Here is a 575-nt window from a genome sequence, read left to right on the forward strand (position 1 = left end):
AAAATAACGAAAGCTTCATAGATAATACTGATAGACCTACAACTTTTTCTAATATGAAAAATTATTTTTCTAAAATAAAGAGTGATTTAGAAATATGTAGCCATAGAACAAACAGCATAGCGAGATTTATTAGATTTAATTCAATATTAAATTGTATGGAAATTGATGTGATTATTGAGAATGATTATTTAGATGTTCGTCATTCTACTGAAAAATCAACATCTTTAAATTTAGAAGATTTGATAAGAATTCAAAAAGAAAAAGAAAATATATTATGGTTAGATGTTAAACAAATTAAAGATGTTAATCAATGTGAACAATTATTGAATATTCTAAAAAATATACATTCAAAAAACGAAAAAATTAATTTATTTATTGAGTTTCCATCTTCAATAATTAATAAAATTTCTTCTTATGAAAAATGTATTTCTGATATAAAATCAATGAACTTTATAATATCCTTTTATATTCCAAATAATGTTAAATCAGAATGTATTGAGGAACAATCTTCTCAAATTTCAAATGACAATAGATGTCAATATTTAAATAAAATATTGAAGAAAATTAATAATAGT

At 20.5% G+C, this 575-nt stretch carries 1 protein-coding gene; it reads left to right on the plus strand.

The window, feature by feature from the left end; genetic code table 11:
* Positions 1-575 (plus strand): hypothetical protein (locus tag AMN70_RS05645; RefSeq protein WP_179850369.1); only part of this gene is annotated, 575 nt, incomplete at both ends.

Source organism: Candidatus Pelagibacter communis, from assembly GCF_001179925.1.
GTDB lineage: Bacteria > Pseudomonadota > Alphaproteobacteria > Pelagibacterales > Pelagibacteraceae > Pelagibacter > Pelagibacter ubique_E.